This window comes from Croceicoccus sp. Ery15, assembly GCF_020985305.1.
Lineage (GTDB): Bacteria > Pseudomonadota > Alphaproteobacteria > Sphingomonadales > Sphingomonadaceae > Croceicoccus.
In genome coordinates this window covers 591668-618200 of sequence record NZ_CP087588.1, presented here as the reverse complement: position 1 = coordinate 618200, position 26533 = coordinate 591668, and the positions used below count along the sequence as shown (strand labels likewise).

The following is a 26533-nucleotide window of genomic DNA, read 5'->3' as shown; positions in this document are numbered from 1 at the left end:
AGGGGATTATCCATGAAAAATGCAATCAAGGTCGGGGCCGTTATCGCCCCGGCCATCCTGCTGGCGGCTTGCGCATCGGAAAAGGTCTGGCCGCCTTCGCCATGGCCCACGGGCAGTGTCGAGGCCGCGGTCGAGACCGTGCCTGTCGGCACTGCCAATGCCGATGCCGCCGACGATCCGGCGATCTGGCGCAATCCGGTGGATTCGTCAAAAAGCATCCTGCTCGGCACCGATAAAAAGGCCGGCCTCTATTCCTATGCGATGGATGGCACGGTCATCGATTTCGTGCCCGCGGGCCTGCTCAACAATGTCGATCTGGTCTCTTTGGCCGATGGCACGGTTCTGGTCGCGGCCAGCGACCGGACCGACGGGGTAAAGCCCGCCATCGCCTTTTTCACGCTGGCGACCGACGGCAAGCTGACCAAGGGCGCACGCCTGTCGGTCGGCACGGGCGAAGCCTATGGCTTTTGCATGGCGCATACCAATGAAGAAGGGCAACTGGCCCGCGCCTATATCGTGACCAAGGAAGGCCCCGTGATCGAGGCGGTGATCGGCGGCACGGTCGCGGCGCCGACCGTTCTGTCCAGCCGCGTGTTCGACATCCCCAGCCAGAGCGAAGGCTGCGTCGTCGATGGCCGCACCAACATGCTGTATGTGGGCGAGGAAGCGGCGGGCATCCACCGTTTCGACCTGTCGCAGGACGCACCGGCGGGCAAACTGGTCGCGGTGGCAGACGGCACCGCGCTGGTGCCCGATGTCGAAGGCCTTGCCATCGCGCCCATGGGCGAGGACGCGGGCTATCTGATCGCGTCGAGCCAGGGCGATAATGCCTATACGGCTTTTGCCCTGCCCTCCATGGCCTATGTCGGCCGTGTGCGGATCGCCGATGGCGCGCAGATCGACGGCACGTCGGAAACCGATGGCATCGAATTCGCCGCGGGCGATTTCGGCCCCGCCTTTCCCGACGGCATTTTCATCGCGCAGGACGGGGACAACGGCGCCGATGCCGACGGCAATGCGACCCAGAACTTCAAGCTGGTGCGCGGCGACGCGCTGATCGCGGCATTGAGAGGCGAATAAGGGGCCCAATAAGCGGCCCTTTTCGCAGACGGCGAATTCTTAACGCGCAAACGGCCAGCGCCCGGAAAGGGTGCTGGCCGTTAATTTTTGTAAACGGCACTGCGCGACGATCCCGCCGCATGCCTGTCCGCGATCAGTTGACGCGGAACAGCTTTTGCCAAAGCGTGGGTTCGTGCATCGGCTGCAATGCGCCGAATTTCATAAACCGCTGTGAAGCATCGGAATAAGGGCGCGGCAGGGTCCAACGGTCGGGCGCACTTTTATGGTAGCTGGGCGTATACATGGCTCGGGTTACCTCATGCAGATTGTGTCTTGTCGCTAGAAACCCCTAAGGTCACAGGTCGGTTCCCGTGTCGAACCGGTTAACCATGCCCGTAAAAGACTTGCATCGCTGCACTGCGGTATAAAACCCCTGTTTTCCGCCATGCAGCACAGTTAACCGGCGCGTTAAGAATTTCCCGGAAAAAATCTCTATCCCGTAACGGGACAGCGGGTAATCAGGGTTAACGACAGGAAGCGACCCGAATCGCCCCATCGATTGCGCCGCGCATCGGTTTCCCCTGCGACAAATCGTTTCGCCCCACGGTTTTCGCCCGACCAGCCATGGACATAGGCTGTCGATGCTGTATCGCTGCTGCGCCGTTTTCACGCGGGACAAGCCTGCCCTGCGGGCATCAAACAGGGTCGTTCCGGCGGCCCGCACAGGCCAGACGTTCGATAGCCGGAGTTCCCTTTGGACTTGCTGCTCATTTCCGCCCTGCCGTTCCTTGGCGCCATCGCCATCGGTCTGGCAGCCCGGGCACCGCGCATCATGCACGCGGTCATCGCGGGACTATTCACCCTGACCGCACTGGCACTGGTGCTGGTCAAGGCGCCCGCCGTGCTGGCCGGACAGGTGGTGACCACGCGGATCGACTGGGTGCCCACCATCGGCCTTAACGCCAATTATTTCATGGACCCGCTGGGCCTGATGTTCGCGGGGCTGATATTGGGCATCGGCCTGTTGATCGTGATCTATGCGGCCAGCTACCTGTCCGCATCGGACAGTTCGGCCAAGTTCCTGACTTTCCTGATGCTGTTTCAGGGCGCGATGCTGGGCATCGTGCTGTCCGACAATGTGCTGATGCTGCTGGTGTTCTGGGAAATGACCAGCCTGTCTTCGTTCCTGCTGATCGGTTTCTGGGGCCATCTGGCCGAAGGGCGGCAAGGCGCGCGCATGGCGCTGGCGGTGACGGGCGGCGGCGGGCTTGCGCTAATCGCGGGACTGGTGCTGCTGGGGCGGATCGCGGGATCGTATGATCTGACGCAGATATTGCTGGCCAGGGATGTCATTCAGGCATCGCAGCTGTATCCCGTGGCGCTGGTGCTGATCCTGCTGGGCTGCTTTACCAAATCGGCGCAATTCCCGTTCCATTTCTGGCTGCCGCACGCGATGGCCGCGCCCACGCCGGTCAGCGCCTATCTGCACAGCGCCACCATGGTAAAGGCGGGCGTATTCCTGATGGCGCGGCTGTGGCCGGTGCTGGCGGGCACGGAGCTTTGGTTCTACCTCGTCGCCACCACGGGGCTGGTCACCATGCTGGTCGGCGCGGGCGTCGCGCTGTTCAAGAACGATCTGAAAGGGCTGCTGGCCTATTCGACGGTCAGCCATCTGGGCCTTTTGACGATGCTGTTCGGCTTTGGAACAAAGCTGGCCGCCGTGGCGGGCGTGTTCCACATTCTGAACCATGCTACATTCAAGGCAGCGCTGTTCATGAACGCGGGCATCGTCGATCACGAGGTCGGCACGCGCGATGCGCGGCGGCTGGGCGGGCTGGCCGCGCTGATGCCGGTGACCGCCACCCTTGGCACGATCGCGGCCCTGTCGATGGCGGGGATACCGCCCTTCAACGGCTTTCTGTCCAAGGAAATGATGCTGGAGGAAGCAGCGCATACCGCATGGGCGGGCACGGGCTGGCTGGTGCCGGTGGTGGCGACCATCGCCGCGCTGCTGTCGGCGGCCTATTCCTTCCGCTTTATCGCCCATGTCTATTTCGGGCCGAAGCGCGACGATTATCCCAAGCCGCCGCACGATCCGGGCATCGGCCTGTGGGGCCCGCCCGCCGTTCTGGTGGTGCTGGTCGTGCTGATCGGCCTGCTGCCCGCGCTGATGGCGCAACATCTGGTCGAGGCGGTGGCGGGCGCGGTGATCGGCGGTCCGGACCGGATCGCTGCGTTGCCCGAATTCCACCTGTCGCTGTGGCACGGGTTAACCCCTGCCCTGTTGATGAGCGGGATCGCGGTCGCGGGCGGCCTGATCATGCTGTGGCGCTATGGCGCGCTGGACCGCGTGTGGAACGCGCTGCCGGTGCCGGTGGCCAAGGACATGTTCGATCGCGGCATCCACGGCGCGGTCCATGCGGCGCGCGTCATTTCCTATGGCTTTCACAACGGATCGTTGCAGCGCACGCTGTTCGTGCTGTTCGCCTTTGCACTGGTGCTGGGGCTTGAGGGGATGTCGCTGGGCAGCCATCTTGCGGGCGGCTTCGCGGCAGGCGGGCGGCCGACCATGCCCGCGCCGCCAGTCGCGATTCTCGCCTGGCTGGCGCTGCTGGCTGGCACGGGCGCGGTCGTCTTGTCACAGCGGCAGCGGTTCCTTTCCCTCGTCTATATCAGCGTGATCGGCCTTGTCGTCTCTTTGGGCTTTATCTTCCTGTCCGCCCCCGATCTGGCGCTGACGCAGATTTCGGTCGAGACGGTGACGATCCTGCTCCTGCTGCTGGCGCTGCATCTGCTGCCGCGCAATCCGCCGACCAGCAGTTCGACCGCACGCCATATCCGCGACGGATTGCTGGGCATCATGGGCGGCGCGGGCGTCGGCTGGGCGGCATGGGCGATCATGACGCGCCCGCAGGGCGAGACGATTTCCGCCTATCACTGGGCCATGGCGAAAAGCGGCGGCGGCGGCACCAATGTGGTCAATGTGATCCTGGTCGATTTCCGCGGCTTCGACACTTTTGGCGAGATTATCGTGCTGGGCATCGCGGCGCTGGCGATCTTCGCGCTGTTGCAACCGGCGGTGCGCGGGGAATCGGGGCGGCGTCTGCTGGCGCTGATGGATGGTATCGTCCGCTCGCCCGAACGCCATCCGATGATGCTGGTGGTCGCGGGCCGCGTGATCCTGCCCATGGCGATGGTGGTGGGCATCTATATCTTCCTGCGCGGCCACAACATGCCGGGCGGCGGGTTTATCGCGGGTCTGGTCTTTTCCATCGCGATGCTGATCCAGTATATGGCATCGGGCTTTGAATGGGCCGAGGAACGGCGGCGCACCGAACGGCACGCGCTGATCGCGGTCGGCGTACTGACCGCGGCGGCGACGGGCGCGGGCGCGCTGGCATTCGGCAAGCCGTTCCTGACCAGCTCCTATGGCTATTTCCATATCCCGCTGGTGGGAGAGATCGAGCTGGCCACCGCCATGCTGTTCGATACCGGCGTCGCGCTGACGGTAGTGGGCGCGGTGATGCTGGCGCTGGCGCAGCTGGCCAATGCGACCCGGCGGGCAGAGGTCGAACATTCCGACCATGCGATGGACATCGATCCAAGCAGGGAAGAGGATCTGGCAGCGGAGGCTTCGCAATGAGCGTGGAATTCCTTGTCGCCAGCGCCATCGGCGTTCTGACAGCGGCGGGCATCTATCTGTGCCTTCGCGGGCGCACCTTTCCGGTGGTGCTGGGCATCGCCATGCTGTCCTATGCGATCAATGCCTTCCTGTTTTCGGTGGGCCGTCTGGTGGTGGACAAGCCGCCGATCTATGCCAAGGGCGCGGACTATACCGATCCGCTGCCACAGGCGCTGGTGCTGACGGCGATCGTCATCTCGTTCGGCATGACCGCGCTGGTCGTGGTGCTGGCGCTGCGCAGCTTTCTGGAAAGCGGCACCGACCATGTCGACGGCACGCCCGAGGATATCGACCTGACCGATGGCGAGGCCAATCACTGATGCTGACCATCGTTCCCATCCTGTTGCCCGCGATGATCGCCGCAATCACGCTGATCCGCGTGGTCCGCACGACGCGTCTGGCGGCGATATTGTCGCTGGCGTCCTCTGCCGCGCTGCTGGCCGTGGCCATCGCCCTGTTTGCCGAGGCTTCGGACGGGGTGATCCGCGTCTACCGGCTGGGCGACTGGCCCGCGCCGTTCGGAATCGTGCTGGTGCTGGACCGGTTGTCGACCATGATGGTTCTGCTGACCAATGTGCTGGCGCTGTGCGTGCTGGTGCATGCGGTGGTGACGCAGCTTGACCGGCGCGGCTGGCATTTCCACCCGATGTTCCAGTTCCAGTTGCTGGGCCTGAACGGCGCATTCCTGACGGGCGACCTGTTCAACCTGTTTGTGTTTTTCGAAGTGCTGCTGATCGCCAGCTATGGGCTGATCCTGCACGGTCAGGGCGCGGCGCGGCTGCAGGCAGGCGTGCAATATGTGGTGGTGAACCTTGTCGGATCGACGTTGTTCCTGATCGCGCTGGGCATATTATATGGCATGACGGGCACGCTCAACATGGCCGATATGGGCATGCGCATCGCACTGGCGCCTGCGGGGGACCAGCCGCTGATCCGTATGGGGGCGCAGATCCTGATCGTGGTCTTTGCGCTAAAGGCCGCCTTGCTGCCGCTGCAATTATGGCTGCCGCGCGCCTATTCCAATACCTCTGCGCCGGTCGCGGCGCTGTTCGCGATTCTGACCAAGGTGGGCGTCTATTCGATCCTGCGCACCACCGTGCTGATCTTTGGCGCGGATGCGGGCGCGGTGGCGTTTGCGCCGTCGGGCTGGATGCTGCCCGCATCGCTGCTGACCATTCTGGCGGGCTTTGTCGGCGTGCTGGCGGCCCGGAACATGCGTCTGATGGCGGCCTTTGGCGTGATCGGATCGACCGGCACGCTGCTGGCGGCGGTATCGCTGTTCGAACCGGCCAGCGTGGCGGCGGCGCTGTATTACCTGCCGCATTCGGTGCTGTCGGGCGCGTTGATGTTCCTTGTCGCCGATCTGGTCGCCCGCGCGCGGGGCGAGGCGGACGACGCGCTGGTGCCCGAACGGCCCTTTGCGCGCATGGGGCAATATGGCGCGATGTTCATGCTGGCGGCGATCGCGCTCGCCGGCCTGCCGCCGCTGTCGGGCTTTATCGGCAAGCTGCTGATCCTGTCGGCCAGTGCCGATGCGCGTTTCGCATGGTGGATCTGGGCCGCGATACTGGGCGGGACCTTTATCGCCATCCTCGGCCTTGCCCGCGCGGGCAGCATTCTGTTCTGGAAGTCGCGCAACGGGGAAGAGGCATTGCCGCCCCGCGACGGCCTGTTGGCCAGCGCGCCCGCATTCGTGCTGATCGCCCTGCTGGCCGCGCTGACCGTGTTTGCCGGTCCCGTCACCCGCAACGCACAGGCGACAAGCGCGCAGATCTTCGCGGTGGGCAATTATATCGAGGCGGTTCTGGTCGACCAGCCCGATGCCCCGAAACAGGAGGGCAGCCGATGATGCGCCGCTTGTTCCCCCACCCCGCGCTCAGCGGGTTGCTGGTGCTGGTCTGGGTGCTGCTGGTCAACGATATCTCGGCCGGGACGGTCGTGATGGCGCTGCTGGTCGGGTTCTTCGTGCCGCTGTTCACCGCGCCCTATTGGCGGGACAAGCCGCTGATCCATCTGGGTTGGCCGCTGGCAGGCTATATCGCGCTGGTCATTTGGGACATCGTGGTCGCCAATTTCCAGGTGGCGTGGCTGATCCTGTTCCGCCGCAACCGCGATCTCAACAGTTGCTGGCTGGTCATCCCGCTCGACATTCGCAAGCCCGAGGCGATTACCACGCTGGCGGGCACCATCAGCCTGACGCCGGGCACGGTTTCGGCCGACGTGTCCGCCGATGGCCACGCATTGCTGGTCCACGCGCTGGACGCCAGCGATCCCGAGGCAGAGATCGCCAAGATCAAGGCGCGTTACGAAAGCCGGTTAAAAAGGATTTTCCGATGAGCCCGATCATCCATTACGCCATTCTGGCCGGTTATTTCATGATCGGCCTTGCGATCCTGCTGAATGTGTGGCGCCTATTCGCGGGGCCGACGCGGGGGGACCGCATCCTCGCGCTCGACACCATGGTCATCAATGCCATCGCATTGATCGTGCTGTTCGGGATCAGGGAAGGCACGACCATGTATTTCGAATCCGCCCTGCTGTTCGCCATGGTCGGTTTCGTGGGAACGGTGGCCTATGCCAAGTTCCTGCTACGCGGCGATATCGTGGAGTAACCGGCATGACGCTGATCGCCGATATTCTGATCGCCGTGCTGATCCTTGGCGGAGGTGCGTTTGCGCTGATCGGATCGTGGGGGCTGGTACGCCTCCCCTCGCTGATGACGCGGCTGCACGGGCCGACCAAGGCGACCACGCTGGGCGTGGGCGGGGTGCTGGTGGCCAGCATGATCTATTTCCCCGTCTATCACGGCCATTTCTCGGCGCACGAGCTGCTGATCACGCTGTTCCTGTTCATTTCGGCCCCGATCACCGCGAATATGATCGCCAAGGCGCATCTGCACCGTCAGGGCACGCGGATCGATCCCAACCCTGCCGACGATATTCAGGAAGGCCTGCCGCAAAGCGAGATCTGGGCCACGTTCCGCGCGAACCAGCCCGCGGGGGGCACGGACGCAGAGGCTGAGATTACAGACCCAGCACGACGCTGAGCCGCGTGCTGGTATCCCACGATACCGTGCCGGGGGCCGGATCGGATTCGTAGATCGTGTCGAACGACAGCCGCGCCGACAGATTGCCGTAAAGATCGCTGGTCACTGCCGTCGACGTGGTCAGCGTGCTGTTCGCCTCGTCCAGCACAAAGGCAATGCTCTCGCTGAAGGCCAGCGTGTCGGTGATGTCCCATTTGAAATCGGTATTGGCAAAGGCGCCCAGCCGGTTCTCGCTCTCGCCCGAAGTAAAGCGCGTCTGGCGCAGCGCGGGGCCCGCCGATGCTTCCCAATCGACATCGTCGCTGTCGATGATCTGGTAACCGACGCCCACCACTTCGGTAAAACGGCGGGAAATGCCCTGAAACCGGTTGCGTTCATAGCTGAGCGTGCCGAAGGCGAAGATCGGGGAATCGGCAAAATCGCGGCGCGCGCGATAGGATGCGCCAAAGCGTTCCTCGGTCCGTTCGCTGTCGACTTCGCGGATATTGATGTCGCCCTTGAACCGGTGTTCCCACAGATTGTCCTTGCGCGTCAGTTCCACGCCCGCGCTGACGCCCCATTCCTCGGTATTGCCGGTATCCAGGCTGGCGCCGAAACTGCCTTCCCCTTCCCAGCCCTTCAGATAACGGGCCTCGTCCACTGCGGCCTTTTCCTCGTCCTCGATCGCGTCGATGATGTCGTCGATCTTGTCGCGCTGGTCGGGATAGAGCCGCTTGGCGATATGTTCGATGCTCTCGCGCTCCGACGGTTTTGCCTCGCGGTAGATATTGGCCAGTTCGGCGGGCACGCCCGACGCGGCATCCTGCGCCATGGCGGGCATGGCCAGCACAAAGCAGCCCCCCGCCAGAACTGCACCCGTAATACGTCCGTACCTGCCCGAAATCATGCCACCCGCCCTGTTGCCTGTCACTTGAACACCCAAGGGGTGCAGACAATTACGCCGTGCTGCCATAGGGCCTTGCCCCGATGTTCGCGGGGGAAACCGCCTAGGCGGCAGGCCCGACCGGGCGTTCAGGCCAGCAAGACAAAGGCAAGCGAGGCGGCAAAGCTGATAGTGGATCATGTGCCTTGCGCCGAACGGCCAATAACCGGACCACAAGGTAGAACTCTATCAGTTCGACCCTGAACCGCAGCCATTTTCACACTGTCCCGTTGATGGCCTGCGCATTGTTTCGGCGGGTTGAGCAACGAAGCGCGCGCGCGGCCAAGGGTTGCGAAGTCAATCCGATGTGGCATGACACGGTGGCCAGACTGCGCCACCGGAAGGACTATGACCGACGACGCCAAGGACAAGAACCTGTTCGATATCGCGGTCATCGGCGGCGGCGTGAACGGCAGCGGCATCGCCCGCGATGCGGCGGGCCGCGGTGCGCGCGTGCTGTTGCTGGAGGCGCGCGACCTTGCCAGCGGAACATCTTCGGCATCGACCAAGCTTATCCATGGCGGCCTGCGATATCTGGAACATTACGAATTCGCGCTGGTGCGTGAAGCCCTGACAGAGCGGGAGACATTGTGGTGCATCGCGCCGCATATCATCTGGCCGATGCGTTTCGTGCTGCCCTATGTCGACGGACTGCGTCCGCGATGGCTGCTGCGGTTGGGACTGTTCGTTTATGACCACATCGGCGGTCGCCGCAAGCTGCCGCCGACCAGCAGCGTGCGTCTGCGCCGTCATCCCGGCGGCAAACCGCTGAAGACCGAATTCGACCGTGCTTTCGTCTATTCGGATTGCTGGGTCGACGATGCGCGGCTGGTGGCGCTGAATGCGCGCGACGCGGCCGACAGGGGGGCCGACATTCGCACCCGCAGCCCTGTCACCCGCATGGAGCGCGACGGCGACCACTGGAAGATCGAAGCAGGTGGCGAAACATTCCGTGCACGTGCAGTGGTGAATGCCGCAGGACCGTCGGTATTGGATTTGATCGGCCGAGCGGGCGAGCAGACGAACCAGCGCATGCGGCTCGTGCGCGGTTCGCATATCGTGGTTCCGCGCCTGTTCGATCACGATTTCGCCTATTTCTTCCAGCTCCCCGACGGACGGATATTTTTCGCCATTCCTTACGAGGGCGACTACACCCTGATCGGCACTACCGACCGCGACCATCACGGCACGCTGGACGATATCCATGCCAGCGACGAAGAAATCGCCTATCTGTGCGACGGCGCCAGCCGTTATTTTAAAACAGCCGTCACGCCGCACGATGTGGTGTGGACCTATTCCGGGGTGCGCCCGTTGCTTGACGACGGATCTGGCAAGCCCGAGGCCGCGACACGCGGATACCATTTGCAATTGTCGCCCGAAAGCGATGGGCCGCCCCTGTTGTCGGTGTTCGGCGGCAAGATTACCACGTTCCGCCATCTGGCGCAGGACGCCATCGACATGATGGCAACGCGCGTACAAGCCTTGTCGGGCAAGCCGTGGACGGCGCATGCCCCCCTGCCGGGCGGCGATTTTCCGACCGATGGTGCCGCCGCTCTGGTTCTCGGATTGCAGGCTGAATTCCCGTTTCTGGAGGACGGCTGGGCACTGCGCATGGTTCGCGCCTATGGCACGCTGGCCCGGACAATTCCGGGCGATGCCCACAGCCTGTCCGACTGCGGTGAGCATTTCGGCCACGGCCTGACCGAACGGGAAGTCCGCTATCTGATCGAACGCGAATGGGCGCGCGATGCGGACGATATATTATGGCGCCGGTCCAAGCTGGGCCTGCGCATGACCGACGTGCAGAAACAGAAGATCAAGAATTTTATGGAGCGGGAGAACAGGACATGGCGCCCAATGTCATAGCGACCAGCGGATCGACCGGCGCCATGTCGGACGCAGCCAAAGCGGGCATGGGTAATTCCGCAGTGATCTGTTCGATCTTGCGTGACGACGGCGAAATGGCCCGCACACCCGACGTGCCCCGTCCTGTCGAACGCCACGGGCTTGCCGTGGCAGACATCGTCGCATTGCTATACCGGATGGGCGACGCGACCGCGCGACCGGTGCAGGACTGACGGAGAGTGAATATGCCCCAGCGCAGCCTGCTTGTCCTTGACGAAGGGACGACATCCACACGCGCCATCCTGTATTCCAGAACCGGCGAGACGCTGGGAATCTGCCAGGCCGAATTGACCCAGTATTACCCGCAACCGGGGAGGGTCGAACATGACGCGGCCGAAATCTGGACCAAAACTCTGGATTGCGCCCGCACCGTCATCGAACGCGCGGGCAGTGCGGACGGGATCGCCGCCATCGGGATCACCAACCAGCGCGAAACCGTGGTCGCATGGGACCGCGAGACGGGCGAACCCGTTTGCCGCGCCATCGTTTGGCAGGACCGCCGAACCGCGGATCGCTGCCGCGAACTGGCCCTAGCCGGACACGAGGCCATGATCCGCGACAAGACCGGATTGGTGCTGGACCCGTATTTTTCGGCGACCAAGATGCGCTGGATACTCGATAACGTGCCAGATGCGCGCGCTTTGGGCGACAGGCTGGCGATGGGCACAATCGAAAGCTGGCTGGTCTGGAAGCTGACCGGCGGGCTGCATATTTCGGATGCCAGCAATGCCAGCCGCACCATGTTGATGGCGCTGGACGGCCATGATTGGGACGATAATCTGCTGGCGCTGCATGGCGTGCCGCGCAATTGCCTGCCCGAAATTGCCGATAATTCGGGTCTGTTCGGCAATGCCTTGCCCGAATGGCTGGGCGCGCCGGTTCCCGTTTGCGGCCTTGCAGGCGATCAGCAATCGGCCATGATCGGACAGAACTGCATCGCGCCGGGCGACGTAAAGCTGACCTTGGGCACCGGAGCATTCGTCCTTGCCAGCACAGGCACCCGCCTGCCGCATTCGGACCATCGCCTGCTGGGCACGGTGATAGCGCAAACGGGGGGCGTGCGCAGCTATGCGCTGGAGGGGTCGATCTTTGCCGCAGGCAGTCTTGTCAAATGGCTGCGTGACGAGCTTTGCATGATCGGCACATCCGGCGAGACCGAGTCTTTGGCCCGTTCGGTGCCTGACAACGGCGGCGTTTGCATGATTCCGGCACTGTCCGGCCTTGGCGCGCCCTATTGGCGCCCCGAAGCGCGCGGCATGATCGACGGGCTAACCCACGGGACCAGCCGCGCGCATATCGTGCGGGCCACTTTGGAAACGATCGCCCATCAGATGCACGATCTGCAAACTGCCTATCAGCGCGACGGTTCGCAATGGCAGACCTTGCGCATCGACGGAGGGATGAGCGCGAACGAATGGATCGTGCAGGATCTGGCCGATATTCTGGACCTGCCGGTCGAACGTCCGCACGATGTCGAAACCACCGCCCTGGGCGCGGCGATGCTGGCAAGCGTCGGTTGCGGCATGCATGGCACGATCGCCGAGGCAGCCGTCATGCGCCCCGATATCGCGCGCTTCACCCCGCAAATGGCCCCGTCACGCCGCGCAGAGAGGCTGTCGAGGTGGCACCGCATGCTGGCCGAGCATCTGGGCATCGACGATCTGCCCTAGCAAGAGTCTTAATTTAGCGGGGCGGGCGGAAATTATGGATGAGTTCGCACGAACCTAGGGTGGCGGGAAACCTTCGTTAAGGATTTTGCTTCAATTGTGGGCCTGCAAGAACACAGGACTCCAAATGTTTATTGATTTCAAAGCGCTGGAAGGCGTTGAATGCGAGACGCCAATTGATGCGCAGCTTTTGCTCAATGCAGATGATGGTGGCAACGCCCTTCGTGGCCTCGCAATCGCTACCGCGCTCTCGACCCCGTTCTGGGCTGCCTTCATCTACGGCCTCAGCACGATCATTTAAGAGTGACGCGGCAAAAGGCCGGAAGGCAGTTTCATCAATGCGGAACCGCCGATGGGCATGGCGCTGGCTGAAGCCATGGCAGTTCGATTATCCGGAAAATTGGCGCGCCCTGCAGGAGTCGAACCTGCGGCCTCAAGATTAGAAGTCTTTATCTAGGCTAGGATTTCTGCGGACTGGATCGGTCTATGTTCCATCCGTGTTCCATCTAATTTAGCAGGTCCGCCTGTGCTGCGGCGATCAGGGCAGCATCGCCCTCGGCATCGGCCAACAGATGGCCGTAGGTGTCGAGCGTGATTTGAATGGATGAATGCCCCATCCAGACCTGCAGGCGCTTCAGATCGATGCGCTGTTTAATCCATGCGCTGGCGGCGGCGTGGCGTAGATCGTGGAAACCATAGCGGGCCTTCAGAATCGGCTCGCCCTCTTCATTCTCGCCCACCTTGTCACAGACACCGGCTGCAATCTGGAGCGGGAAAAACTGACGGCGCAACAGGTGGACATATTCCCAGACCCCGCCTTGCGTGTTCGGAAAGACCAGACCGAGTTCCCCGTTCGGACAGCGCAGCTTCCATGCCTTCAGTTCCTTCACCAGCGCGGGCGCGATGGGAATCGTCCGGTATCCAGCTTCAGACTTCGGTGGGCCTATCTCCCGGTAACGGTCCGCCCGCTGTTCGACCGTAACCGTCCCTGCCTTCAGATCCACATCCTGCCAGCGCAGACCGCGAAACTCGGACGACCGCAGGCCGGTAAAGATGGCAAGCATGACCAGCGGGCGCATGTCATTGCTCGCATGATCCAGCAGCGCCTTCAGTTCAGAGCGGGTAGGAATCGTAACCTTCTTCTTGTCGCGATTGACCTTAGCCACCTTCACATTGCGCGCCACGTTCTGCGCGACCAGACCACGCCTCTCCGCTTCCCCGAGTATGCTGGATAGCGCCCGCAAAGCCTTGCCTGCCATTACTCTGGAGCGGGATTTAAGCAGCTCGTCGCGGTATGCCTCCACGGCGGGCCGGGTAAGCCTAGATAGCTTCTCAGCGCCTATCAGCGGCGTCACATGCAGGCGGGACAGGCGGCGGTATTGATCGACCGTGCCGCGCTCCCTTCCCTCAGCCTCGGCCTTGGTAATCCACAGATCGGCTGCAGCGGCAACGGTAATCGATTGGCTGTCAGGTGTGTGGACGCCTTTCGATACTTCCCAACCGGTTTGCGTAGACCAAGCATCCGCATCCTTCTTGCGGGCGAATTGCTTGAAGCGCCGCTTGCCTTCCTGATCGCGGTAATCGACCAACCACGCCTGCTTGGCGGTGCCATCGGGGGCGGTCCATTGGCGCTTACGAATCGCCAAGATTACCCCTTTCTTCAAGAGCGACTTTGAAGGCCAAACTCGAAGGCATTCCCGACCCGTGGTCGAGGAATTGGCAAATGAGTTCAAAAATGCTGGTTAGACTGATGATCACAATTCGAGGAAATTCGACATCATGACCGCCAAAGTAGATGTCGATGGCATCCGGTAGGGTTTCCCGCGTCATTATGACGAATGACTGCAAAGCTACGTCTGTATTCGAGCCGTTATTTGACGCCGAAAGAACACACGGATCAAAGGTTGCATAAGCACCCTCGCCTGCAAGCAAGAGATCGATAGCGGTGTCGAAGCTCGATAAGTTCTCTTTGACTATTTGAACGGCCCGCTCCGGGGTCATGCCGACCTGCAGCAACTGGAAAGCGAAAGCTATTACTAGGACCTGTTGGGAAGAGTATTTCGCCGCTTTGCCTCGACCCGGATTTACGCCACCCACAATTGCTAGACGTTGCAGATGCTGGAATCGTCCTAGCAATGCAGAACGACGATCAGGCGCGATGAACATCGCGTTCGCGAGCAGTTCCAGCAGCTGCGCCCGAGATAAGCCAAATTCCAAGGGTCGAGACTTTCTAACGCAAAATTGTTGTAGCCTCTTGCCAGCAGGCGGAACCCGTGGCAAGAGGTGTTTCCAGCGCAAACATATTGTTGCGTTAGAAGGAGCAATGCAATGCTGTCGAACGACCTGTTGTCCGGTGCCAAAGCAGCCGCCGAATATATCGGGGCCACTCCACGCATCGTTTACCACCTGTGTGAAACCGGATCCCTCCCCTGCATCCGTAAGGGCAAGCGCTTGTATTTTCGCAAATCCGAGTTGGACCGCGCTTTTACCAGTGAGGTGCAGTGATGGAACCAACGAAAAACCCCCAGAACGCGGGGTGCGAACTGAGGGCTTCGAATGTTGCGGCAAACAACTCGAAGGCCTTTAGCACTGCCCTGCCCCAGCCTGCAATCGTAATCGACCGCCATGTCGTAATCGGTAAGGGCGCGGACAGCACCTATTTGGTGACAGTTTCGCCTTCCCTGCCGAACCATCCCCCGATGATTTTCAACGAGTATCGCAGGGCGCGCGGTTACGCTGGCGGGCTGCGTCTCGTTCATCGCTGGGCGATTCACGACGAAACGGGAGGCGGAAAATGAACACTGTTAAGAAAGACCCTAGCAGCGACATCTGGGGCGCGGTCCTTCGCTTCGAAGAACTGACGAACCGCCTTTGCCGCATCGAACGCCTGATGCGCCTCCTTGCCTGCTCGCAATGCGTTTCAGAAAGCAGTGCAGACGCAATCGAAGGCTTGGCCGATCTGGTCGATGCCTGCCGCGAAGAATCCGTAAAGTGCCAAGATGAATTCGCGGCGTTGTCCGGCTCTTATCGGGAGACAGCGCAATGAGCATCCGAGAACACCGCGTCACCGCGTTTTGCGATTGGCTGGATACAATTCCACCGTCGCCGCCGTTCCATACCCGCTCCGAGTTTCGCTTCTATCGAGATCTTTCGGATGTCGAAATGCGGGCCGCACAGGTTGAGATGGAGCGCCGCGCCCTGCTTGCTCTTGCTGAGGCAGACGCGCTTGAGGCCGAAGTGACTATGCGGCGGGAGGTGGACAATGGGTAATCTCCATCACCTTTCGAACAGCGCCATCCCGCTCGCACGTCAGGACATCGAAGCAATGCTGGAATCGGTTGTCGCCATGCAAACGGTGACCGGCGAGATGGCATTGATCCTGACCGCCGCGTTGGACCGTGTGGATGGTGACCCGGACATTGAACCGAACGGAGACGAACAAGACGGCAATCTGTCCGAGGATGACTTTTGCATCCATCGACCGGGCATGTGGGGCGGTGGGCCCGGTTGCCCAATTGCCGACCCCGGGGGCGACGAACATGACGGGCGCGAGCCTGAGCATGAGGGCTGAGGTGCATCCGTGGGCAGGAAGAAATGGAAAGCGGATCACCGCGCAGACACGCGAGGGGAAGGCCTTATTGGCCTCCCCAAGTGCGTCAAACACAGCGAGGCTTATCGAAGTCTCGACCTTTACGCTCGGGCTGTCTTGATAGAAATTCTCGACCGCTTCAACGGCTACAACAACGGCCAGATCGGTTGCAGCTATCGTGAAATAGCCGAGGGTCTCGGTAACAAAAACTTCACCCGCATTGCCCGCGCAGTCGCTGACTGCATGGAGCGCGGCTTGCTCGATATTGCGCATGAGGCCGTGTGGAAAGAGCGCCATTCCCGCCAGTATCGCCTAACGTGGATCATGAGCGGCAAACCGCCCTTCACCGCCAAGGCGACCAACGAATATCTCGGCTGGTCAGAAAAAAAGGCCGCTGACCACGTCTCAGCAGATGGGAACAATTCTGCTGACCACGCCTCAGCAGGAGGGAATATGTCTGCTGAGGCATTGTCAGCAGTGAAACAGGCAAAATCGCAGAAATCCGTCAAATCTGTTCCGGCCAATCTGCTGACCACGTCTCAGCGCTTATATAATAGCCATCCCAAGGCGGGAAAAACCGGCTCTGAAACACCTGAATTAGAACATGACCCCAAAACGGGCGATTTGGCCGAACTTTGGCAATGGACGGTCGACCACCTGAAGCGCAGCGAATCGGGCGAGCAATCGCGGCTGGCAAAGGCTGTCCCCATACCGGCAGCAACCCTGTCGAAGTTCATCAACGGCGGCGGCCTGCCTGACAAATACAGGGAGCCGCTAACCGATGCGGTCATGGTGTTCTAATGGGCGGGGGGCACCTGCAAAGCCTAGCGCCGCTCGGCATAGTACCGACCCGATACCCGCGCGATATCGCTAATACAGGAATTTGCACGCGCGCGGGCGCGCGCGAGGCTAATCAACCAAGGAGACTATCGATGAGCAATGACGAGAAACTGCAGGATGCGCACGAGGTCCGAGAAAAGGCCCATAACTGGGTAAACACCATGGTGGCAGCCGGTATCAGCGAACAGGCCGCTGTGATCGGTGCAATGCAGGCGTTGGTCGAGCGCGCCCTGCTGCAAGGCGGTTCCAAGAAAACCGCGAACTGGCTGCGCAATCAAGCAATGCAGATCGATGTTCACGGCGACGAGCTGCTCCGGATGTTCAAGAATTGACACCTGTTCAATTTTATGCCAAGAGACCCGTGCTTGGCTGGGGTCCGGTCAAGAGGGTTGGAAATCATGCCCAACGGGACGCTGGGGTTTTCCAACATCGCGCAGACCGTTTGCCCAGCGGGAGGCTGGGGCGATCAGCGACAACCGAGATACCGCGCAGAAACGCGTGGGCTTTGTTTTGTCGAGATCGTTTCGTGCGCACCCTTTCTCATGCCCGAACGATCCAAGATTCGGGATTTGAGTAATGAACATCGAAACCAAACTCAGGGACGCAAAAACCGTTGGCGAGGTCGCAGAAGCGATCAAAAGTGGCGTGCTCTCGGTCGAAGAGGCAGTGCGCACCCTTTCAGCGCGTATGGACGAGGCCGAGCAGAAAGGCGTGCGGCATGGCGGTGATTTCAATGGCGGCGGCGATAGCTGGGGCCATGAGTTCACTCGTGAAGTTGGCCACGAGGTTAAAGGCCTGATGCAGAACCGTGGGCATATCGGCCTTGAGCTGAAGACCACGATTACCAGCGCAACCGGTGACAGCCTTATCGTCCCGAAGCGCGAACAGATCGTTGGGCTACCCAAGCGCCGGCTTACCATTCGTTCTCTGATGACGACGGTGAACGTCTCGACCGGCAGCGTGGAATACCCCCAGCTTACCGCTCGCACGAATGCAGCCGAAATGGTGGCGGAAGGCACCCTCAAGCCGGAAAGCGCTCTCACGTTCGATCTGGCGACTGCACCGATCCGCACCATTGCGCACTGGATCCCCGCATCTGTGCAGGTGCTGGAAGACGTGCCGCAGCTTCAGTCCCTCATCGACGAGGAACTGACCTATGGCGTGGCTTTGAAGGAAGAGGCGCAGCTTTTGGCAGGCGATGGCACCGGCCAGAACCTTGATGGCATGGTCACGAATGCCACCGCCTTCAGCGATCCGATGAGCCTCGCCAGCCCGAACATGATTGACATGATCGGCGCTGCCATCCTGCAGTGTTCGCTGACCGATGTTCCGCCTGATGGCATTGTCATTCATCCGTCCGATTGGTGGCGGATGCGACTGCTGAAGGATGGCGACGGCAAATACATCCTTGGTGATCCGGGCGCGAACGTGACCCCGATGCTGTTCGGCCTGCCGGTAGTCCCGACACAGGCGCAGACCGTGGACAAGTTCCTGGTCGGCAGCTTCAAGTCGCAAACGCTCTATGATCGTCACCGGACGCGCATCGAGATCAGCACCGAGCATGACGACTTTTTCACCCGCAACCTCGTCGCCATCCGTGGCGAAGAGCGTATCGGCATGGCTGTGAAGCGTCCCGAGGCACTGATCTACGGTGACTTCGGTAACGTCGCCTAATGAGTTTCGGCGCGAGCCTCACCCAAGCACCACTTGGCCGCGCCGGGAAAGGGAGGCGATGCGGACTATTCCTTGCCGCATCGCCCGTCAGTCGAGGGGAAGGCTGGCAGGTTGTTCAATGGCCTGCCAGCCGGAACCTTGGGGGGCAGCTTCGAAACTACAGGTCCTTTCGGCATAGTACCGACCCCGGACCCTTTCACACACATCTGCAATTCAGATCATGGGCAATACAATCGCTAAACTAGGACCGCCAAAATGAACTCTGGCACGCTGAATATCGAGATCGTGGCCGAGATCGCCAAACTTCAGCAGGATTTGCAGAAGGTCGAACGCGAAGTCGGCAAGATGGCTGATGGCGTTGGTAAAAAGACCAAAGCCGCCAATGATAATTTTGGGGCCTTCGGGCGCGGCGTGCAGGGTGTGGGCAGGCAGTCCGGCCTTGCCGCACATCATGTCCAGAACCTGTCTTTCCAGTTGCAGGATATAGCGGTTGGTCTGGCTTCGGGCCAGAAGCCTCTAACCGTGTTCATGCAGCAGGGCACACAGATTGGCGGTATCATGCAGCAGGCGGGACTGGGCGTTGCGGGCTTCGCCAAGGACGTTGGCGTTCTTGCCGCCCGCTTCGCGCCGTTCATCATTGCCGCAGGTGGGGCCGCTTTCGTTCTTGATCAATATACTGACAAGATGAACGAGGCCGCTGATAGCGATGCTTTCATAAAGTCGCTTGGCCTGACCGCCGATGAAATGAAGAACCTTGAAGGCACCGCCGTTACGATGGGCGATACCCTTCTGGGGACTTGGGATGTTATCGCGGACGGGCTTTGGAATGTGGTCGGCCCCGCCGTAACCGGCGCACAAACATCATTCGAAGAATGGTTCTGGGAAAGCGACAAGCAGGGGCGTGAAAGCGCGAACCGGCTGATCGGCAATATGGTCGGCGCGTTCAATGCCATCAAGGAAACGTGGCGGCAATTCCCTGCGGTTATCGGTGACGTTTTCATTTCCGGTGTTAACGCCAGCATCAGCGCGATTAACCGGCTGATCCAATTGGCGACGGGGGCGATCAACAGCTTCACCAGCGCCGTCAATAATGCGCTTGGCCTGTCTATCCCGACACTTGACGCGCCCCAGATTGCCGCCATTGAAAACAGTTATGCAGGGGCCGCGCAAAAGGCTGCTGGCGCGTGGCAGTCTGAAATGCAGAAGGCTCTTGGCCGCGACTATATTGGTGAGTTGGGCGGGGCCATTACGGACGCCGCGATCAATCGGCGCAATGAACGCCTTCGCGCACAGGCCGACGAAATGATTGCAGACCGCAAGGGCGGCGGTTCCGCACGCAAGAAGGCAATCGACGAAGAAGCGCGGGCTTTGCAGCGGGCCATTGAGGCATCCACCCGCTACGCAGAGGCGCTTGAGCAGGAAACGGCTCGCATCGGCAAGACGGCCATCGAGATCAAGAAGATGGAAGTTGCGGCCAATGCAGCGGCAGCGCCGACCGAAGAATTGCGCCAGCGCATTCTGGCGGCGGGTCAGGCATGGGAAACTGCCACCCGCGCACAGGCGCAGGCCGATTTCGAGAGCAATATCCTTCAGCCTCTGCGCGATGAATTGGCATTACTTGGCAAGGTAGGGCCGGAGCGCGAACTGGCTGCGCTGGCGCTGGAAGAGCAGGCGTTTAAGGCAATGGCTGCGCGTGATGGCATTGCGGACGTAAACAAGGCTTGGGAAGATTACCTGAAGCTGCGCACCGAAATCATCAAGGGCGAAAGCGCGCTTGAGCAAGAGGCAGATGCGGCGCGGCTGCTGAATGACGAACTGGCCCGCATGATCGGCATGCTGGAAAGTCTCGGCTCGCTGGGTTCCGGCATCGGTGCGCTGCTTGGTATTTTCACCGGCAACACCGCCGCAGTTAGCGGGCCGTTGGGCGAATTGCTCAAAACCAAAGTTGGCGGCTTCTACGATGAAATTGGACCGGATGGCAAAAAGACGGGCAAAGAACTCGCTCGCACCATTGGCTCTGAACTTTCTGACATTTTCAAGATGGATGGCCAGTTCGGCAGGACCATGCAGAACCTGTTGCAGGGCGGCGGCACCGGGCTTCTGGTCGGGCAGGCGATCTTCGGCAATCAAAGCCAGACTGAACAACTCGGTTCGGTGATTGGCGGCGCTGCCGGTCAGGTAATCGGCACGACCATCGGCGGACCTATCGGCGGCGCAATCGGTAGCGCGCTCGGTTCTGTTCTCGGCGGTTTGGTGGGTGGCCTGTTCGGCGGAAACCGCACGGCGCGGGCGAATATCACTGGCGCGGATAGCTACACCATCGCGGGCAAGGATTCGAGCGGCTACGGCGCTGCGGACAGCCTTGCCGGTTCGGTGCTTGCTGGCCTGTCGGAAATTGCCGATCTGTTCGGCGGTGAGATTGGCAACTTCAACACGACCATCGGCGTTCGTGGCGGTGACTTCCGCGTCAACACTTCGGGCACCAGCCTGAAAAAGAAAAAGGGCGCAATCGACTTTAACGACGATGCCGAGGCGGCAATTGCATATGCCATTGCGGACGCGATTGCAGACGGTGCGATCATCGGCATCCGCGAAAGCACGAAGCGCCTGATTGAGTTTGGCGACGATGTGCAGGCACAGCTTCAGAAGGCGCTCAAATTCGAAAGCGTCTTTTCGGAACTGCAATCGCTGCAAGACCCGCTCGGCTATGCGCTCGACATGCTGCAAAAGGAATTCGCGCAGCTGGAGGACATCTTCGCAGAGGCGGGCGCAAGTGCAGAGGAATATGCTCAACTAGAGGAACTGCTTGCGATCAAGCGCAAGGAGGCAATCGAGAGCGCGACCGACGATCTGATTGCCGACTTCCAAGAGCGGGCGGATATGGAGGCACAAATCCTCTAACTGCTTGGCCGCGAACAAGAGGCTTTGGCACTGGCCCGCGAAAGCGAATTGCTGGGCATCAAGGACACGCTAAAGCCCCTGCAAAAGATGATCTACCAGTTGCAGGACGCGCATGCGATCATCGATCAGTTCGCGCCGCTGGCCGATAGTCTGCGCGAATTCAAACAGGAACTGCTGACCACCAGCACCGGAAACAGCTTCGCCCAGATCGATGCGCAATTCCGCACGACTTCAGCACTGGCCCGCGATGGCGACCTTGAAGCGCTTTCGAAGCTGCAAGAGGTTTCGACCGCATACCTTGAAGCCGCAAAGGAAAATGCATCTTCGTCGCTGGATTATCAGCGGGCGGTGGGTGAAGTTCTTGGCTCTGTCGATGCCGGTATCTTCGCGGCGGATAGTCAGGTCGAATACGCGCAAATGCAGATCGACGCGATCAACTACAACTCCGAAATTCTCGACAAGATGCGCAGCGAAATGGCCGCGATGCAAACCCGCATGGTGGATCTTGCCGAGAGTTCGGAACGGATCATGAAGCGGTGGGAAGGCGACGGCATGCCGATCCGCTTCGACGAGGATAACCCGATCTACGTTCAGGAGGTGAGTGCATGATTACCGTGAAACAAACCGCTCTTGAGACTACGTGCAAGTGCGGCACAAGCTTCTTTATCGATATGGTGGGCCTTGCGCCTAGCACCCGAATTTCCTGCCCCTCTTGCGGCAATGTGGACCACATGAGCGCGACCACAATCCGCAAGTGCCGCGCACGGTGGGAAAATGCCCGACGAAAGGCGGGAATGCCATCAAAGATGCCGCTCGGCACGGCGCTGGCTGATGCGGTAGTAGTTGGTTCACCGGAATCTCCCGCCAAATAACAGAACAAACAGGCCTTGCGGTCGATACCCCGGGCGCGCCCTTGCATGAACTGTTCCCGTCCTGTTCTAAACGGACATGGGCCGAATCAAGCTAGGCACGATCACCGACTTTGCGCGGCGGGGATATGACGCCCGCGTCACCTGCGAGGCTTGCGGCAAGGTAACGCATTGGAATGCTATCGAATTGGCGATAGAATTGCAGCGCCGCAGGAAGCCGCTGCGCGTGGAGGCTGTCGAACCGTTGATGAAATGCAACGCCTGCGGGAAGAAGCGGGCTGTGATCCAGCCGGTGGAGCAGTTTTAGCAAGCCCGGAGCGGGATAGCCCTCGCGACCTCTAACTGAGGCACCTTGCCTCGCTGCATAGACGCAAGGACATGCAAATAGACTGAGGGGTAGAGAGGTTGAAGAAACCGGACACCAGCTTCTCTTCCCCGCTCTACCCATTGGATCTTAGCGTCGATCGGCGCCAGGCCACCGAAGCGAACTGTCAGGCGGTCTCCAACATTGAGTCCCCTAGAGATACCTTCCAGACGCGCTCCCTCAGCCGTCAGGTCGACCAAATGTGCGGGGTAAGCAATCCCTGCACCAATGCGATAATTGCACGGCGCTTTGACTGCGACACGATCCAACTGACGGGAAGGAACTTGGTGCGACTCTGACATTTCGCCTTGGTAAACTTCCAAGGCTAACGAAACGTTAAGTGGCCTTGGCGTCCGCTGAGGAAGCCCACACCTATGTTCCATCTATGTTGCATGGAGCCGCCGTGACTCGCGGGGAAATGGCGGAAAAGCAAGGGTTTCAGTACAACACGCGCGCAACATCAGAAAGGCCGATTGAGTGCGCCGGAATTTTTCTAAATAACTGTATTTTAGAAATAAAATTGGCGCGCCCTGCAGGAGTCGAACCTGCGGCCTCAAGATTAGAAGTCTCGTGCTCTATCCAGCTGAGCTAAGGGCGCGCGCTGCGCTTCGCATAGCGGCGGTTTGACGCGGCTGCAATTGCCGCTATCGGTTGTTTTCATGGATCCCACGCCGCAACGCAGCGAAACCGCCGATCGCGCCCCTTCCGCAGCCGCCGGCCCTCCCCCGGCGTCCAGCCCTTCCCCGAGCAATTTCCGCTATTACGATTTCGTCATGGCGGGCTTCGTCACCGTGCTGCTGCTGTCGAATGTGATCGGCGCGGGGAAAGTCGCGGTGGTGGACCTGCCCGTCGTCGGGCTGTGGCCGTTCGGCGCGGGGCTGCTGTTCTTTCCCGTATCCTATGTGATCGGCGACGTGCTGACCGAAGTATACGGTTACGGCGCGGCGCGGCGCTGTATCTGGGCGGGGTTCGGCGCGCTGGCCTTTATGGCGTTCATGAGCTTTGTGGTGGTCGCCATGCCGCCCGCGCCCGAATGGGGCAACCAGGCCGCTTACGAGGCTGTGTTCGGGCAAGTGCCGCGCATCGTGCTGGCATCGATCACCGCGTTCTGGGCGGGCGAATTCGTGAATGCCTTTGTCATGGCCAAAATGAAGATCTGGACCAAGGGCCGCATGCTGTGGACGCGCACCATCGGATCGACCGTGGTGGGACAGGGCGTGGACAGCGCCATTTTCTATCCGCTGGCGTTTCTGGGCGCGGCGGGCTGGACGGGCGAGCTGGTGTTCTGGGTCGCGCTGACCCAATGGGTGCTGAAAACGGGTTGGGAAGTGGTGTTGACGCCGGTGACCTATGCGGTGGTCGGCTGGCTCAAACGGCGCGAAGGCGTGGATGTGTTCGACACGGACACCGATTTCTCACCCTTTGCGCATATCAGGAAAGCGGCGGATGCGACCGAAGGGCGCGACTAGCGCGCCCTTCAATCTGCGATAAGGCCGATGGCAAGATAGATCAGGATCAGCGAGCCGAAGCCCAGCAGGGTTCCCAGAACCCAGGCGATCCGGACCAGCGTGACATCGACGCCGAAATAATCGGCCATCCCCGCGCTGACACCCATCAGCTTGCCGCTCTGCTTGTTCAAATGGAACTTGCGCGGGGAATTATTGTTGCCCTTGGTCAGATTGCTCACGCTACGATCTCCGAACTGATGGTGCGGTCGGCGTTATCATGGTCGGGTGCAACGGTCACGCCGAACGCACCGGCCGAGACTGCAAGGGCGAGCACGAAGGCAAAGGCCTGCGCGGCGAAATTGGAATTCTTTAACATGAGTTCTTGTCCTTTTTTTCGTGTGCGAGGCGATCAGGCGATCTGCGCGGCGACGGGTGCGGCTTCATCGTTATGGTCGGGTGCAACCGTCACGCCGAAAGCGCTGACAGAGACGAGCAGAGCGAGTGCGAAGGCAAAGGCCTGCGATGCAAAGTTCGAGTTCGACATGGTGGTATTTCCTTTCTGATATTCGTTTCTGTGTGTCTGGCGGGCCCCCTTGGCCTCCATGCCAAACACATTGCAGACATCGTGCCAGTTTGGAAAAATGCTGTATTTCAATAGAATAGAACTTCCGAAATCTTTCCCGCAGATGAACGTCTGCCGATATTCGGGAAATTTCACCAATGTTTGGGAACCGGATTTCGCTTGGCGGCGACAGGCCAGAAAGACTAGCGCGGCGGTTATGGCATTCGACCGCATCCAGCTTGCCGATTTTCGCAACCACCGCGCCACGCGGCTGGACGGTTCGGCGCGTTTCAACCTGCTGGTGGGCGCGAATGGCGCGGGCAAGACCAATGTGCTGGAGGCGCTGTCGCTGTTCACGCCGGGACGCGGGCTGCGGCGGGCGCAATTGTCGGAAATGGCGCGCGACGATGCGGCGGGCTTCGCCATCGGGGCCGATCTGGTCAGCGGGGTCACGCCGGTCCGGCTGGGCACCGCGTTACAGGCAGACGCCCCCAACCGGCGCATCGTGCAGGCCAGCGGCGCGCCCCTGCCCGCATCGCGGCTGGCCGAATGGCTGTCGGTCGCGTGGCTGACCCCCGCGATGGACCGGCTGTTCACCGATAGCGCATCGGGCCGCAGGCGGTTTCTGGACCGCATGGTGCTGGCGATCCGGCCCGAACATGCGATGCATTCGGGCCGTTATGAAAAGGCGCTGCGCGAACGCAACCGGTTGCTGTCTGCCGATCGCGCCCCCGATCCTGCGTGGCTGGACGCGCTGGAAAAGGAAATGGCCGAGGCGGGCGCCGTCATCGCCGCCAATCGCGCCGCCGTAGTCGGGGAACTGTCCGCCCGCCTTGCCACCCTGCCCGAAGCGCCGTTTGCGCGGCCGGAAATCGCGGTCGATCCCGCCTCGCCCGCCGATGCGGACCGGCTGGCCGACACATGGCGCGCATCGCGCGCGGCAGAGCGCGGCGCGGGGCGCACCCTGTCGGGCCCGCATCGCGACGATCTGGCGGTGGTGATGGCAGGCACCGGCCGCCCCGCCGCCGATTGTTCGACCGGAGAGCAAAAGGCGCTGCTGATCGCGATGACCCTTGCCCATGCCACGCTTTCGAAATCGCAAGGTGCCGACGGGGGCCGCCCGCTGGTCCTGTTGCTTGACGAGGTGGCCGCCCATCTCGACCCCGTCCGCCGTGCCGCGCTTTTCGAAAGGCTGGACGAAAGCGGCGCGCAGGTCTGGATGACGGGCACCGAGCTGGCGCTGTTCGCCGGGCTTGAGGGCAAGGCCGCCGTGTGGCGCGTGGCTGGCGGCGTGGCCGAGAAAGCCTGAGTCGGAAAAGCCTAAAGCGCCTCGATCCGCTCCTCGATCTGCTCCACCGTCTTGTCGACCATCGCATCGACCCCCTCGGCCGTTGGGTGAAGCTGGTCCTGTTGCACCAGCGAGCGGTCGAAAATCAGCGGTTCGATAAAGAACGGCACCAGTCCGGCATCGTATTTCTCGGCCAGATCGGGGAAGATCGCTTCGAAGTTCCGGCCGTAATCGCCGCCCAGATTGGGCGCGGCACGCATACCATAGACCATGACGGGAATGCCCCGCTGGTCGAGCGTGCGCAGGATCGCATCCAGATTTTCGCGCGCCTGACCGGCGGGCAGACCGCGCAGCATGTCGTTCGCGCCCAGTTCGACCAGCACCAGATCGGGCTGGCCCGCCATGGAATCGAGCACGAAGTCGATCCGCTGAAGCCCTGCCGCCGTGGTATCGCCCGACACGCCCGCATTGGTGACTGTTACGTTCAGCCCGCGTGCCCGCAAAGCATCCTGCAGCTTCGCGGGATAGGATTCGTTTCGGTCCAGCCGATAGCCCGCGAACAGGCTGTCGCCGAACGCCAGCACGTCGATGGCGGGCCCCGACACGGTAACCGGTTCGCCCGCCGCCGCTTCGCCGGTTTCCTCTGCCGAACCGCATGCTGCCAGCAGAAATGCCACGCCGAGTGCCAAAAATCTTGCGACCACTTGTTACAACACC

The 26533-nt window shown here is 61.2% G+C and carries 32 protein-coding genes and 1 tRNA gene; 23 read left to right on the top strand and 10 right to left on the bottom strand.

Annotation, left to right across the window (positions count from 1 at the left end):
* Positions 1–12: 12 nt before the first annotated feature.
* Complete coding sequence (locus tag LOZ77_RS03065) at positions 13–1080, top strand: phytase (protein ID WP_230280737.1); 1068 nt, start codon at positions 13–15, stop codon at positions 1078–1080.
* A gap of 133 nt (positions 1081–1213) precedes the next feature.
* Here the strand turns inward: LOZ77_RS03065 and LOZ77_RS03060 are convergent, their stop codons facing one another.
* Positions 1214–1363: a hypothetical protein gene (locus LOZ77_RS03060; RefSeq protein WP_230280736.1), complete on the bottom strand. Its 150-nt coding sequence runs from the start codon at positions 1361–1363 to the stop codon at positions 1214–1216.
* A gap of 450 nt (positions 1364–1813) precedes the next feature.
* On the opposite strand from LOZ77_RS03060, the gene LOZ77_RS03055 reads away from it, so the two are divergent.
* From LOZ77_RS03055 to LOZ77_RS03030, 6 genes are read left to right on the top strand one after another with little or no spacing between them, the layout of a single operon-like run.
* On the top strand, positions 1814–4702 hold the full coding sequence (locus LOZ77_RS03055) for a monovalent cation/H+ antiporter subunit A (RefSeq protein WP_230280735.1): 2889 nt from the start codon (positions 1814–1816) through the stop codon (positions 4700–4702).
* Between the two features lie 2 nt (positions 4703–4704).
* Entirely contained in the window at positions 4705–5061 is a 357-nt protein-coding gene (locus tag LOZ77_RS03050; protein WP_370638096.1) for a Na+/H+ antiporter subunit C, read from the top strand.
* Entirely contained in the window at positions 5061–6590 is a 1530-nt protein-coding gene (locus LOZ77_RS03045; RefSeq protein WP_230280733.1) for a monovalent cation/H+ antiporter subunit D, read from the top strand. The genes LOZ77_RS03050 and LOZ77_RS03045 overlap by 1 nt, the downstream gene beginning before the upstream one ends.
* The gene (locus LOZ77_RS03040) at positions 6587–7078 is read left to right on the top strand and encodes a Na+/H+ antiporter subunit E (protein ID WP_230280732.1); all 492 of its coding nucleotides are present in this window, start codon (positions 6587–6589) and stop codon (positions 7076–7078) included. Before LOZ77_RS03045 ends, LOZ77_RS03040 begins: the two co-directional genes overlap by 4 nt.
* Complete coding sequence (locus LOZ77_RS03035; RefSeq protein WP_230280731.1) at positions 7075–7353, top strand: K+/H+ antiporter subunit F; 279 nt, start codon at positions 7075–7077, stop codon at positions 7351–7353. Before LOZ77_RS03040 ends, LOZ77_RS03035 begins: the two co-directional genes overlap by 4 nt.
* A gap of 5 nt (positions 7354–7358) precedes the next feature.
* A complete protein-coding gene (locus tag LOZ77_RS03030) occupies positions 7359–7787 on the top strand; it encodes a Na+/H+ antiporter subunit G (RefSeq protein ID WP_230280730.1) in 429 nt (142 codons plus the stop codon).
* On the opposite strand, the gene LOZ77_RS03025 is transcribed toward LOZ77_RS03030, so the two are convergent.
* A complete protein-coding gene (locus tag LOZ77_RS03025) occupies positions 7765–8673 on the bottom strand; it encodes a YdiY family protein (RefSeq protein ID WP_230280729.1) in 909 nt (302 codons plus the stop codon). The genes LOZ77_RS03030 and LOZ77_RS03025 overlap by 23 nt on opposite strands.
* Positions 8674–9057: 384 nt before the next feature.
* Here LOZ77_RS03025 and LOZ77_RS03020 point away from each other — a divergent pair, with 384 nt between their 5' ends.
* The 4 genes from LOZ77_RS03020 (at position 9058) to LOZ77_RS03005 (ending at position 12582) form a co-directional block, all read left to right on the top strand.
* On the top strand, positions 9058–10575 hold the full coding sequence (locus tag LOZ77_RS03020; protein ID WP_230280728.1) for a glycerol-3-phosphate dehydrogenase: 1518 nt from the start codon (positions 9058–9060) through the stop codon (positions 10573–10575).
* Positions 10557–10787: a 3,4-dihydroxy-2-butanone-4-phosphate synthase gene (locus LOZ77_RS03015; protein WP_230280727.1), complete on the top strand. Its 231-nt coding sequence runs from the start codon at positions 10557–10559 to the stop codon at positions 10785–10787. Before LOZ77_RS03020 ends, LOZ77_RS03015 begins: the two co-directional genes overlap by 19 nt.
* Before the next feature lie 12 nt (positions 10788–10799).
* A complete protein-coding gene (locus tag LOZ77_RS03010; RefSeq protein WP_230280726.1) occupies positions 10800–12284 on the top strand; it encodes a glycerol kinase GlpK in 1485 nt (494 codons plus the stop codon).
* A gap of 124 nt (positions 12285–12408) precedes the next feature.
* Positions 12409–12582: a hypothetical protein gene (locus LOZ77_RS03005; RefSeq protein ID WP_230280725.1), complete on the top strand. Its 174-nt coding sequence runs from the start codon at positions 12409–12411 to the stop codon at positions 12580–12582.
* A 205-nt stretch (positions 12583–12787) separates the two neighbouring features.
* On the opposite strand, the gene LOZ77_RS03000 is transcribed toward LOZ77_RS03005, so the two are convergent.
* Together LOZ77_RS03000 and LOZ77_RS02995 are read right to left on the bottom strand one after the other, a co-directional pair.
* The gene (locus LOZ77_RS03000) at positions 12788–13927 is read right to left on the bottom strand and encodes a site-specific integrase (RefSeq protein WP_230280724.1); all 1140 of its coding nucleotides are present in this window, start codon (positions 13925–13927) and stop codon (positions 12788–12790) included.
* A complete protein-coding gene (locus LOZ77_RS02995; protein WP_230280723.1) occupies positions 13914–14498 on the bottom strand; it encodes a hypothetical protein in 585 nt (194 codons plus the stop codon). Before LOZ77_RS02995 ends, LOZ77_RS03000 begins: the two co-directional genes overlap by 14 nt.
* A 111-nt stretch (positions 14499–14609) precedes the next feature.
* Between LOZ77_RS02995 and LOZ77_RS02990 the strand changes: the two genes are divergently transcribed.
* From LOZ77_RS02990 to LOZ77_RS02945, 10 genes are all read left to right on the top strand, one after another.
* Positions 14610–14786: a helix-turn-helix domain-containing protein gene (locus LOZ77_RS02990; protein ID WP_230280722.1), complete on the top strand. Its 177-nt coding sequence runs from the start codon at positions 14610–14612 to the stop codon at positions 14784–14786.
* Between the two features lie 289 nt (positions 14787–15075).
* Positions 15076–15327, top strand: a complete 252-nt coding sequence (locus tag LOZ77_RS02985) for a hypothetical protein (protein ID WP_230280721.1) — start codon at positions 15076–15078, stop codon at positions 15325–15327.
* Entirely contained in the window at positions 15324–15551 is a 228-nt protein-coding gene (locus tag LOZ77_RS02980) for a hypothetical protein (RefSeq protein ID WP_230280720.1), read from the top strand. The genes LOZ77_RS02985 and LOZ77_RS02980 overlap by 4 nt, the downstream gene beginning before the upstream one ends.
* On the top strand, positions 15544–15852 hold the full coding sequence (locus LOZ77_RS02975) for a hypothetical protein (protein ID WP_230280719.1): 309 nt from the start codon (positions 15544–15546) through the stop codon (positions 15850–15852). The genes LOZ77_RS02980 and LOZ77_RS02975 overlap by 8 nt, the downstream gene beginning before the upstream one ends.
* 135 nt (positions 15853–15987) lie before the next feature.
* Entirely contained in the window at positions 15988–16671 is a 684-nt protein-coding gene (locus tag LOZ77_RS02970) for a hypothetical protein (protein WP_230280718.1), read from the top strand.
* A gap of 131 nt (positions 16672–16802) precedes the next feature.
* The gene (locus LOZ77_RS02965; RefSeq protein ID WP_230280717.1) at positions 16803–17042 is read left to right on the top strand and encodes a hypothetical protein; all 240 of its coding nucleotides are present in this window, start codon (positions 16803–16805) and stop codon (positions 17040–17042) included.
* A 244-nt stretch (positions 17043–17286) separates the two neighbouring features.
* Positions 17287–18384, top strand: a complete 1098-nt coding sequence (locus tag LOZ77_RS02960; RefSeq protein WP_230280716.1) for a phage major capsid protein — start codon at positions 17287–17289, stop codon at positions 18382–18384.
* A gap of 255 nt (positions 18385–18639) precedes the next feature.
* The gene (locus LOZ77_RS02955; RefSeq protein ID WP_230280715.1) at positions 18640–21285 is read left to right on the top strand and encodes a phage tail length tape measure family protein; all 2646 of its coding nucleotides are present in this window, start codon (positions 18640–18642) and stop codon (positions 21283–21285) included.
* A gap of 24 nt (positions 21286–21309) precedes the next feature.
* Complete coding sequence (locus tag LOZ77_RS02950) at positions 21310–21894, top strand: hypothetical protein (protein WP_230280714.1); 585 nt, start codon at positions 21310–21312, stop codon at positions 21892–21894.
* 339 nt (positions 21895–22233) lie between these two features.
* Entirely contained in the window at positions 22234–22461 is a 228-nt protein-coding gene (locus tag LOZ77_RS02945; protein ID WP_230280713.1) for a hypothetical protein, read from the top strand.
* On the opposite strand, the gene LOZ77_RS17915 is transcribed toward LOZ77_RS02945, so the two are convergent.
* Both LOZ77_RS17915 and LOZ77_RS02940 read right to left on the bottom strand, forming a co-directional pair.
* The gene (locus tag LOZ77_RS17915; protein WP_370638095.1) at positions 22458–22820 is read right to left on the bottom strand and encodes a PilZ domain-containing protein; all 363 of its coding nucleotides are present in this window, start codon (positions 22818–22820) and stop codon (positions 22458–22460) included. The genes LOZ77_RS02945 and LOZ77_RS17915 overlap by 4 nt on opposite strands.
* 219 nt (positions 22821–23039) lie before the next feature.
* A tRNA-Arg gene (locus tag LOZ77_RS02940) sits at positions 23040–23116 on the bottom strand.
* Between the two features lie 61 nt (positions 23117–23177).
* On the opposite strand from LOZ77_RS02940, the gene LOZ77_RS02935 reads away from it, so the two are divergent.
* On the top strand, positions 23178–23987 hold the full coding sequence (locus tag LOZ77_RS02935; RefSeq protein WP_230280712.1) for a queuosine precursor transporter: 810 nt from the start codon (positions 23178–23180) through the stop codon (positions 23985–23987).
* An 8-nt stretch (positions 23988–23995) separates the two neighbouring features.
* On the opposite strand, the gene LOZ77_RS02930 is transcribed toward LOZ77_RS02935, so the two are convergent.
* Genes LOZ77_RS02930 through LOZ77_RS02920 form a run of 3 tightly spaced genes read right to left on the bottom strand, consistent with a single transcriptional unit; the run spans position 23996 to position 24687 of the window.
* Entirely contained in the window at positions 23996–24205 is a 210-nt protein-coding gene (locus tag LOZ77_RS02930; protein ID WP_230280711.1) for a PspC domain-containing protein, read from the bottom strand.
* On the bottom strand, positions 24202–24342 hold the full coding sequence (locus LOZ77_RS02925; RefSeq protein ID WP_230280710.1) for a hypothetical protein: 141 nt from the start codon (positions 24340–24342) through the stop codon (positions 24202–24204). Before LOZ77_RS02925 ends, LOZ77_RS02930 begins: the two co-directional genes overlap by 4 nt.
* A 33-nt stretch (positions 24343–24375) precedes the next feature.
* On the bottom strand, positions 24376–24687 hold the full coding sequence (locus LOZ77_RS02920; protein ID WP_230280709.1) for a hypothetical protein: 312 nt from the start codon (positions 24685–24687) through the stop codon (positions 24376–24378).
* A 58-nt stretch (positions 24688–24745) separates the two neighbouring features.
* Here LOZ77_RS02920 and recF point away from each other — a divergent pair, with 58 nt between their 5' ends.
* Entirely contained in the window at positions 24746–25837 is a 1092-nt protein-coding gene (gene recF, locus LOZ77_RS02915; RefSeq protein WP_230280708.1) for a DNA replication/repair protein RecF, read from the top strand.
* Between the two features lie 11 nt (positions 25838–25848).
* On the opposite strand, the gene LOZ77_RS02910 is transcribed toward recF, so the two are convergent.
* On the bottom strand, positions 25849–26520 hold the full coding sequence (locus LOZ77_RS02910) for an arylesterase (RefSeq protein ID WP_230280707.1): 672 nt from the start codon (positions 26518–26520) through the stop codon (positions 25849–25851).
* Between the last annotated feature and the right edge of the window lie 13 nt (positions 26521–26533).

What these genes read in the sequence shown, in the direction of transcription:
- LOZ77_RS02985 (WP_230280721.1), top strand. Translation starts at nt 15,076, where the DNA reads ATGAACACTGTTAAGAAAGACCCTAGCAGCGACATCTGGGGCGCGGTC.
- LOZ77_RS02980 (WP_230280720.1), top strand. Translation starts at nt 15,324, where the DNA reads ATGAGCATCCGAGAACACCGCGTCACCGCGTTTTGCGATTGGCTGGAT.
- LOZ77_RS03040 (WP_230280732.1), top strand. Translation starts at nt 6,587, where the DNA reads ATGATGCGCCGCTTGTTCCCCCACCCCGCGCTCAGCGGGTTGCTGGTG.
- LOZ77_RS03045 (WP_230280733.1), top strand. Translation starts at nt 5,061, where the DNA reads ATGCTGACCATCGTTCCCATCCTGTTGCCCGCGATGATCGCCGCAATC.
- LOZ77_RS03015 (WP_230280727.1), top strand. Translation starts at nt 10,557, where the DNA reads ATGGCGCCCAATGTCATAGCGACCAGCGGATCGACCGGCGCCATGTCG.
- LOZ77_RS03065 (WP_230280737.1), top strand. Translation starts at nt 13, where the DNA reads ATGAAAAATGCAATCAAGGTCGGGGCCGTTATCGCCCCGGCCATCCTG.
- LOZ77_RS17915 (WP_370638095.1), bottom strand. Translation starts at nt 22,820, where the DNA reads ATGTCAGAGTCGCACCAAGTTCCTTCCCGTCAGTTGGATCGTGTCGCA.
- recF (WP_230280708.1), top strand. Translation starts at nt 24,746, where the DNA reads ATGGCATTCGACCGCATCCAGCTTGCCGATTTTCGCAACCACCGCGCC.
- LOZ77_RS02990 (WP_230280722.1), top strand. Translation starts at nt 14,610, where the DNA reads ATGCTGTCGAACGACCTGTTGTCCGGTGCCAAAGCAGCCGCCGAATAT.
- LOZ77_RS03020 (WP_230280728.1), top strand. Translation starts at nt 9,058, where the DNA reads ATGACCGACGACGCCAAGGACAAGAACCTGTTCGATATCGCGGTCATC.
- LOZ77_RS02925 (WP_230280710.1), bottom strand. Translation starts at nt 24,342, where the DNA reads ATGTTAAAGAATTCCAATTTCGCCGCGCAGGCCTTTGCCTTCGTGCTC.
- LOZ77_RS03060 (WP_230280736.1), bottom strand. Translation starts at nt 1,363, where the DNA reads ATGTATACGCCCAGCTACCATAAAAGTGCGCCCGACCGTTGGACCCTG.
- LOZ77_RS03035 (WP_230280731.1), top strand. Translation starts at nt 7,075, where the DNA reads ATGAGCCCGATCATCCATTACGCCATTCTGGCCGGTTATTTCATGATC.
- LOZ77_RS03010 (WP_230280726.1), top strand. Translation starts at nt 10,800, where the DNA reads ATGCCCCAGCGCAGCCTGCTTGTCCTTGACGAAGGGACGACATCCACA.
- LOZ77_RS03025 (WP_230280729.1), bottom strand. Translation starts at nt 8,673, where the DNA reads ATGATTTCGGGCAGGTACGGACGTATTACGGGTGCAGTTCTGGCGGGG.
- LOZ77_RS02945 (WP_230280713.1), top strand. Translation starts at nt 22,234, where the DNA reads ATGGGCCGAATCAAGCTAGGCACGATCACCGACTTTGCGCGGCGGGGA.
- LOZ77_RS03030 (WP_230280730.1), top strand. Translation starts at nt 7,359, where the DNA reads ATGACGCTGATCGCCGATATTCTGATCGCCGTGCTGATCCTTGGCGGA.
- LOZ77_RS03005 (WP_230280725.1), top strand. Translation starts at nt 12,409, where the DNA reads ATGTTTATTGATTTCAAAGCGCTGGAAGGCGTTGAATGCGAGACGCCA.
- LOZ77_RS02975 (WP_230280719.1), top strand. Translation starts at nt 15,544, where the DNA reads ATGGGTAATCTCCATCACCTTTCGAACAGCGCCATCCCGCTCGCACGT.
- LOZ77_RS02960 (WP_230280716.1), top strand. Translation starts at nt 17,287, where the DNA reads ATGAACATCGAAACCAAACTCAGGGACGCAAAAACCGTTGGCGAGGTC.
- LOZ77_RS02955 (WP_230280715.1), top strand. Translation starts at nt 18,640, where the DNA reads ATGAACTCTGGCACGCTGAATATCGAGATCGTGGCCGAGATCGCCAAA.
- LOZ77_RS02965 (WP_230280717.1), top strand. Translation starts at nt 16,803, where the DNA reads ATGAGCAATGACGAGAAACTGCAGGATGCGCACGAGGTCCGAGAAAAG.
- LOZ77_RS02935 (WP_230280712.1), top strand. Translation starts at nt 23,178, where the DNA reads ATGGATCCCACGCCGCAACGCAGCGAAACCGCCGATCGCGCCCCTTCC.